Raw genomic sequence first — 6,525 nt, 5'->3', positions numbered from 1 at the left:
ATCCTGATGGGCGCGCCGGTCGCCGGGTTGTTCCTGGCGCTGATCGGATGCCTGGGGCTGGGGCTGGGACGGACGCTCAGCGATCTGCGGGACGAGGCGGGGCAGCCGCGCCTGATGGACGGGGCGATGGCCGCCGTTCCGGCGGTGGCGGTGCTGGCGCTGGGATGGATGCTGCGCGAGATGCGGGGTGACGACGTGCCGTTGCTGCTCGCGCTCTTTCTGGTGGTCAGCGGTGCGCTGGCGGCGCGGGCAGTGGTGGAACGCGCGCGGCGGCGCTGGTGGGCGGTGCCGGCGGCCTATCTGCCGGTGGTGCTGATCCCGGCGTTGCTGGGGCTGCCGGTGTTCGGACTGGTGCTGGCATGCGGCTATGCGGTGGCCAGCCTGGCGTCCGCAATTGAGACACTTCGCGCGCAAGCTTAGTGTCGCTTTAATGTTCGACACGGTAGCACATCGCCGATGTCGGTCGGCAAAGCCCCTCTCGCGCCAGATGCCTGGCCGGATGTCTGGGACGCGTCCGCGCTGAGTGCGCGGGCGTCGCGGGCGCGGGTGCGCGCCGATGCCCGGTTGTCGGGTGCGACCACCGACCTGTTCCTGGACGATACCGCCCGGCTGGACGATCGCACGCGCTGGATGCTGGGGCGCAGTCTGCGGGCGAATGTGGGCGCGATCGCACAGGATCTGCGCCGGCATGCCGCGCGGGTGCTGGCCGGGCGCGGGGCCACGGCGCTGGCCGAGACGCTGCTGGAAGCCCGCGACGACGTGGCCGAGCGGTTGACGCGGGCGGGATTGCTGCGCGACCCGGCATTGATGGACGAGATGATAGCGCGTGTACGCGCGGACATGCTGGCCGATTCGCTGCCGACCGCGGTAGCGGCACCGGATGCGCCCAGCCTGCTGGTCCGGCTGGCGGATGCGCCGGACGGGGTGATCGCCGCTGCCGCACGGGCGCTGCTGGCGGCGGAGAGCCGCCGGCGTGCCGCGCTGGACGAGGCGACGGGGCGCAGCGATCTGCCGGCGGAACTGCATCACCGGCTGGTCTGGTGGGTGGCGGCGGCGGTGCGGCCGGGCGATGCCCCTGACATCGACCGGGCGATTGCCGAGGCGGCGGCGCGCAGCCTGGCGGCGCATGACGAGGGGGAGCGGCCGGAGGCGGCGGCGCTGCGGCTGGCGGTGGCGATCGACGCGCGACCCGACGAGCTGCCCGACCTGTTGATCGAGGCGCTGGGCGACCGGCAACTGGCGCTGTTCATGGCGCTGCTGGCGCATGCGCTGAACATCGAGATCGAGGAAGCGCGGGCGATGGTGCTGGAGCCCGAGGGCGACCGGCTGTGGCTGGCGGCGCGGGCGCTGGACCTGGACCGGCCGACGATCGCGCGGATCGCGCTGTCGCTGTCGGAAGCGGATGCACGTCGCGATATCGAGGCGCTGGCCGATCAACTGGATGCGATCGTGGCGATCCCGCCCGAGGCGGCGCGTCATGCGCTGGGGCCGATTGGATTGGCGCGCGACTTCCGCGCGGCGATCGGTGCGATCGAGCGGGCGGCGGCATGATGGGGCCGGGAGGCGACTTCGCGGGCCAGGGGGTGGCGCATGCGGTGATCGATGCGGATGGCGTACTGCTTTCGGCAGAGCCGGCGATCGACGCGTTGAACCGCCGGGCCGGCGGCGCGCTGGGCGAGCCGCTGGCCGTGCCGCAAATGGCGACGGTGGTGCGACTGGCACGGCGGCTGGGCATCGTCGTGTCGCGCAGCGTGACGGTGGCGGACGAAGATGCCGACATCACTTTGTGGCTGCGCGCACAGCCCGAAGACGGGCGGGTGCGGCTGGCGGCGAGCGGCTGGCACGAGCAGCGGCCCTGGCGCCCGGCGCCCGACAGCGAGGTCCATGCCGCGCGGGCCGAGGCCGACTGGCGGTGGGAGACCGATGCGGGCCTGCGCCTGACCTTCTTGTCGCTGGATGCCGGGCCGCGATACGGCTTTGATGCGCTGGCGCTGCTGGGCCAGCCGCTGACCGCGTTGTTCACGCTGGAGGCGGACGGGCAGGGTGACCTGCCGATCCTGGGCGCGCTGGCGCGGCGGCGGCCACTGGACGGGCAGCGCGCGCGGTTGAAGGCGTCCGCGCGGGGAGTGAGGCTGTCGGCGGCGATTCACCGCGACGGGCAGGGAATGTTCGCCGGCTTTATCGGCACCGCGCGGATGGATGACGAGGGTGGCGATGCCGGCGACCCGCCGGTCGACAGCGCGGCGTTGACCGCGACCTTTACGGCAGGACTGGACCGGGCGCTGCGCACGCCACTGGCGCGGATCGTGGCGAGTGCGGACAGCATCCAGGCGCAGGCGGACGGGCCGGTGCCGCACGATTATACCGATTATGCCGCCGATATCGCGACGGCGGGGCGGCATCTGCTGGGGCTGGTCGATCATCTGGTGGAGTTGCAGGCGATCGAGCGACCGGACTTTGCGCTTCGCCCCGAGCCGATCGACCTAGCGGATGTCGCGCGGCGCGCGGCGGGATTGCTGGCGGTGCGGGCCGATTCGGCGGGCGTGCGCATCGTGCGGCCGGGATTCGAGGCGAGCGGCCCGGCCTGGGGCGATTTCGGGCGGGTGTTGCAGATCCTGCTGAACCTGATCGGCAATGCACTGCGTTATTCGCCCCATGGCGAGGCGGTGACGGTGTCGGTTGCACCGGGCGAGGACTGTGTCTGCGCGCGGGTCACCGATCGGGGCAAGGGGATCGCCCCCGCCGATCAGACGCGCATCTTCGAGAAGTTCGAGCGGGTCGATCCCAGCGAGCCGGGCGGCAACGGGCTGGGCCTGTACATTGCGCGGCGACTGGCGCGCGCGATGGGCGGCGACCTGACCGTGGAAAGCGTGGTCGGCGAGGGCGCGACCTTTACGCTGAGCCTGCCCGGGCGGTGAGTGGGGCGGCGGCACGGGCGATCGGCGTTGCCGGCGGCGCCATCGCCTATTGGTTCATGGTCGGTGCGGTGGATGGTGTCCACGAGCCGTGGGATGCGGCGCGTTACTGGTGGCTCTGGTATCCATTGTCGCTGGTGATCGCCGGTGTCGGCGGGCGATACTTGCGTCGGCGTGCATGGCTGGCCGGGGTGATCGTGACCTTTGCGCAGGTGCCGGTCATGGCGATCGGGGGTGCGGGCGGGCCGTTATGGGCGGTGGGTTTGCTGATGCTTGGGGTGTTGGCCCTGCCTGCCGTTATCGTCGCGACGGTGGCGGGGCGGCTTTTGCGCTAACATCAAAGGTGCCCCACCGGTCGGACTGAGCGAAGTCGAAGTCCATGGGGTGGCGCTTGTGCTTCGACTTCGCTCAGCACGAACGGAGGTTGGGGGGAAGCGGTGCGCTTGATCTATCAGACGGTCAGCGACGAAGGCGGCGGGCGACCAGGATCAGCAGCAGGCCGATGACCGCGACGGCGGCGCCGCGGTCGGCCCAGGCGCGGTCGCCGAGCATGGTGCTCGACGCCGGCCAGGACAGGTAACCAAGGCCCTGAGCGATCCAGAGCGCACCGATCAGCGCCACCAGGACGCCGAGCGCTATCAGGATCGGACGGAGCCTCGGCATCGGCTCAGCGCTGGCCGACGGGGACGTAGCTGCGTTGCGTCGGGCCGGTGTAGAGCTGACGCGGACGGCCGATCTTCTGGTCGGGATCGGTGATCATCTCGTTCCACTGCGCGACCCAGCCGACGGTGCGGGCGAGCGCGAAGAGCACGGTGAACATCTCGGTCGGGAAGCCGATCGCCGACAGGATCACGCCCGAATAGAAGTCGACGTTCGGGAACAGCTTCTTCTCGATGAAATACTCATCGTTCAGCGCCAGTTCCTCGAGGCGCAGCGCGGTCTCGAACAGCGGATCGGTGACCTTGAGCGCGTCGAACACCTCACGCACCGTCTTCTGCATGACGGTCGCGCGCGGATCGTAGTTCTTGTACACGCGGTGGCCGAAGCCCATCAGGCGGAACGGATCGTTCTTGTCCTTGGCACGGGCGATGAACTCCGGAATGCGATCGGGCGTGCCGATCTCGCGCAGCATGTTGAGCGCGGCCTCGTTGGCGCCGCCATGCGCCGGACCCCACAGGCAGGCGATGCCGGCCGCGATGCAGGCGAACGGGTTGGCGCCCGACGAACCGGCCAGACGGACGGTCGAGGTCGACGCGTTCTGCTCGTGATCGGCGTGGAGGATGAAGATGCGGTCCATCGCCCGCTCGACCGCCGGGTTCACCTCATAGGGCTCGGCCGGCACGCCGAACGTCATGCGCAGGAAATTGCCCGTGTAGGACAACGAGTTGTCCGGATACTGGAAGGGCTGACCGACGCTGTACTTGTACGCCATCGCCGCGATCGTCGGCATCTTGGCGATCAGGCGGTGCGACGCGATGGTGCGCTGTACCGGATCATGGATGTCGGTCGAGTCGTGGTAGAAGGCGGACAGTGCGCCGACGACGCCGCACAGGATCGCCATCGGGTGGGCGTCGCGGCGGAAACCGCGAAAGAAGTTCGCCAACTGCTCATGCACCATGGTGTGGCGCGTGATCGTGTTGGTGAAGGTCGACAGGTCCGACGAGGACGGCAGCTCGCCGTTCAGCAGGAGGTACGCGACCTCCATGAAGCTGGAGTTCTCGGCCAGCTCGCCGATCGGGTAGCCGCGGTGCAGCAGCACGCCTTCGTCACCGTCGATATAGGTCAGCTTCGACTGGCACGAAGCGGTCGAGGTGAAGCCCGGATCGTAGGTGAAGGCGCCCGACTGGGCATAGAATTTGCGGATATCGACCACGTCCGGGCCGACCGAGCCCGACAGGACCGGATATTCGAGATCGTTGCCGCCGAGGTTGAGTTTCGCGGTGTCGGTCATGCAGTAATGTCCTTCCTCTCTGCGGTCGTCTGGTCGGCGATCCGCCCCAGGCTCTCCGTCCGGCCCAACAGGACCAGCACGTCGTAGATGCCCGGCGACGTCTTGCGACCGGTAAGTGCGGCGCGAAGCGGCTGCGCGACCTGCCCCAGCTTTTGCTGCCGGGTTTCGGCCACTTGCCGTACCGCACCTTCTAGGGTCTCCGTATCCCAGTTGTGCACCGCGTCAAGCGCGGCGTGCACTGCGGCAAGCGTGTCGCGGCCCTTGTCGTCGAGCAGCGCGGCGGCGGCATCGTCGAGGGTGAGCGGACGCTTGCGGAACAGGAAAGCGGCGCCATCCGCCAATTCATTGAGGTTGGCGGCGCGCGGCTTCAGCGACGGCATCGCGCGGGTCAGCAGATCGAGGTCCGCGGCGCCGCCGATACGATCTGCGACCAAGCGTGCCAATGTCGCGTCATCCGCCTCGCGAATATAGTGTCCGTTCAGATTTTCGAGCTTTTTCAAATCGAAACGCGACGGAGCCTTGCCGACGGCGGCAAGATCGAACCACTGGATCGCTTCCTCGCGCGTGATGATCTCGGCATCGCCGTGACCCCAGCCGAGGCGGAGCAGATAGTTGTCGAGCGCTTCGGGCAGGATGCCCATCTCGTCGCGGTAGGCCTCGATCCCGACCGCGCCGTGGCGCTTGGACAGCTTGGCGCCGTCCGATCCGTGAATCAGCGGAATGTGGGCGTAGATCGGTTCGGGCCAGCCATTCGCCTTGTAGATCGGCAATTGGCGGAAGGCGTTGTTCAGATGGTCGTCACCGCGGATGACGTGGGTCACGCCCATGTCGTGATCGTCGACGACGACCGCGAGCATATAGGTGGGCGTGCCGTCCGAGCGGAGCAGGATCAGGTCGTCCAGCTCTGCATTCTGGACCGTGACGCTGCCCTGAACCCGGTCCGCGATGGTGGTCGCGCCCTCGCGCGGGGCACGCAGGCGAACGACGAAGGGCTGGTCGGCCGGCGCTGTCGCCGGATCGGCGTCGCGCCAGGGCGAGCGGATGCGCAGCGGCTGCTTGGCGGCCTGCGCCGCTTCGCGCTGGGCGGTGATCTCGTCCGCGGTCATGTAGCAGCGATAGGCGTGGCCGTTTTCGACCATCTGGTGCGCGACCTCGGCATGGCGCGCGCTGCGGGCGAACTGGAACACGGCATCGCCGTCCCAATCCAGGCCGAGCCAGCGCATGCCTTCCAGAATCGCGTCGATCGCGGGCTGCGTCGAGCGGGCACGGTCGGTGTCCTCGATCCGCAGCAGGAACTTGCCGCCATTCGCCTTGGCGAACAGCCAGTTGAACAGCGCGGTGCGCGCGCCGCCCAGATGCAGGAACCCCGTCGGCGACGGGGCGAAGCGGGTGACGACATTGGCGTCACGGGTGGGCGCAGGTGCTGCGCCGGTATCGGTGGTTGCGCCCAAGCGCGCTTGCTCCCAAGCTGGATGATCCATGGCCAGTTCAGCCGCCGCCGCCCCTAGCATGCCACTTTCCCGGCGCCAAATACCGGGATCAAATGCCGTGGAACGGTGGCTGGAGGCGGAGCGCGACCAGCTTGCGCTGTGGGTGCCGGTGGTGGCGGGGCTGGGGGTCGCGCTGTGGTTCGTGCTGCCGACCGAGCGCGGTTGGGCG

The 6,525-nt window shown here is 69.1% G+C and carries 6 protein-coding genes and 1 pseudogene; 4 read left to right on the top strand and 3 right to left on the bottom strand.

Annotated features, from left to right (window positions below; translation table 11 throughout):
• From Q0U08_RS16280 to Q0U08_RS16265, 4 genes and pseudogenes are all read left to right on the top strand, one after another.
• Nucleotides 1-420: pseudogene (locus Q0U08_RS16280) on the top strand (hypothetical protein); the annotation flags it as partial.
• A 36-nt stretch (nucleotides 421-456) separates the two neighbouring features.
• Nucleotides 457-1,551: a DUF2336 domain-containing protein gene (locus Q0U08_RS16275; RefSeq protein ID WP_298092628.1), complete on the top strand. Its 1,095-nt coding sequence runs from the start codon at nucleotides 457-459 to the stop codon at nucleotides 1,549-1,551.
• Entirely contained in the window at nucleotides 1,548-2,918 is a 1,371-nt protein-coding gene (locus Q0U08_RS16270) for a HAMP domain-containing sensor histidine kinase (RefSeq protein ID WP_298092627.1), read from the top strand. Before Q0U08_RS16275 ends, Q0U08_RS16270 begins: the two co-directional genes overlap by 4 nt.
• A complete protein-coding gene (locus tag Q0U08_RS16265; protein WP_298092625.1) occupies nucleotides 2,915-3,250 on the top strand; it encodes a hypothetical protein in 336 nt (111 codons plus the stop codon). Before Q0U08_RS16270 ends, Q0U08_RS16265 begins: the two co-directional genes overlap by 4 nt.
• A gap of 124 nt (nucleotides 3,251-3,374) precedes the next feature.
• On the opposite strand, the gene Q0U08_RS16260 is transcribed toward Q0U08_RS16265, so the two are convergent.
• From Q0U08_RS16260 to gltX, 3 genes are read right to left on the bottom strand one after another with little or no spacing between them, the layout of a single operon-like run.
• Nucleotides 3,375-3,578 carry a hypothetical protein gene (locus Q0U08_RS16260; RefSeq protein ID WP_298092623.1) on the bottom strand — a complete coding sequence of 68 codons (204 nt, stop codon included), beginning with the start codon at nucleotides 3,576-3,578 and terminating at the stop codon, nucleotides 3,375-3,377.
• A 4-nt stretch (nucleotides 3,579-3,582) separates the two neighbouring features.
• The gene (locus Q0U08_RS16255; RefSeq protein WP_298092622.1) at nucleotides 3,583-4,866 is read right to left on the bottom strand and encodes a citrate synthase; all 1,284 of its coding nucleotides are present in this window, start codon (nucleotides 4,864-4,866) and stop codon (nucleotides 3,583-3,585) included.
• Complete coding sequence (gene gltX / locus Q0U08_RS16250) at nucleotides 4,863-6,317, bottom strand: glutamate--tRNA ligase (protein ID WP_298092620.1); 1,455 nt, start codon at nucleotides 6,315-6,317, stop codon at nucleotides 4,863-4,865. Before gltX ends, Q0U08_RS16255 begins: the two co-directional genes overlap by 4 nt.
• Nucleotides 6,318-6,525 lie beyond the last annotated feature (208 nt).

Source organism: uncultured Sphingomonas sp. (assembly GCF_946477935.1).
GTDB lineage: Bacteria > Pseudomonadota > Alphaproteobacteria > Sphingomonadales > Sphingomonadaceae > Sphingomonas.
This window is presented reverse-complemented; position numbering and strand designations above follow the sequence as displayed.

Coding starts and splice junctions, on each gene's coding strand:
- Q0U08_RS16260 (WP_298092623.1), bottom strand. CDS start 3,578: ATGCCGAGGCTCCGTCCGATCCTGATAGCGCTCGGCGTCCTGGTGGCG.
- Q0U08_RS16270 (WP_298092627.1), top strand. CDS start 1,548: ATGATGGGGCCGGGAGGCGACTTCGCGGGCCAGGGGGTGGCGCATGCG.
- Q0U08_RS16275 (WP_298092628.1), top strand. CDS start 457: ATGTCGGTCGGCAAAGCCCCTCTCGCGCCAGATGCCTGGCCGGATGTC.
- Q0U08_RS16255 (WP_298092622.1), bottom strand. CDS start 4,866: ATGACCGACACCGCGAAACTCAACCTCGGCGGCAACGATCTCGAATAT.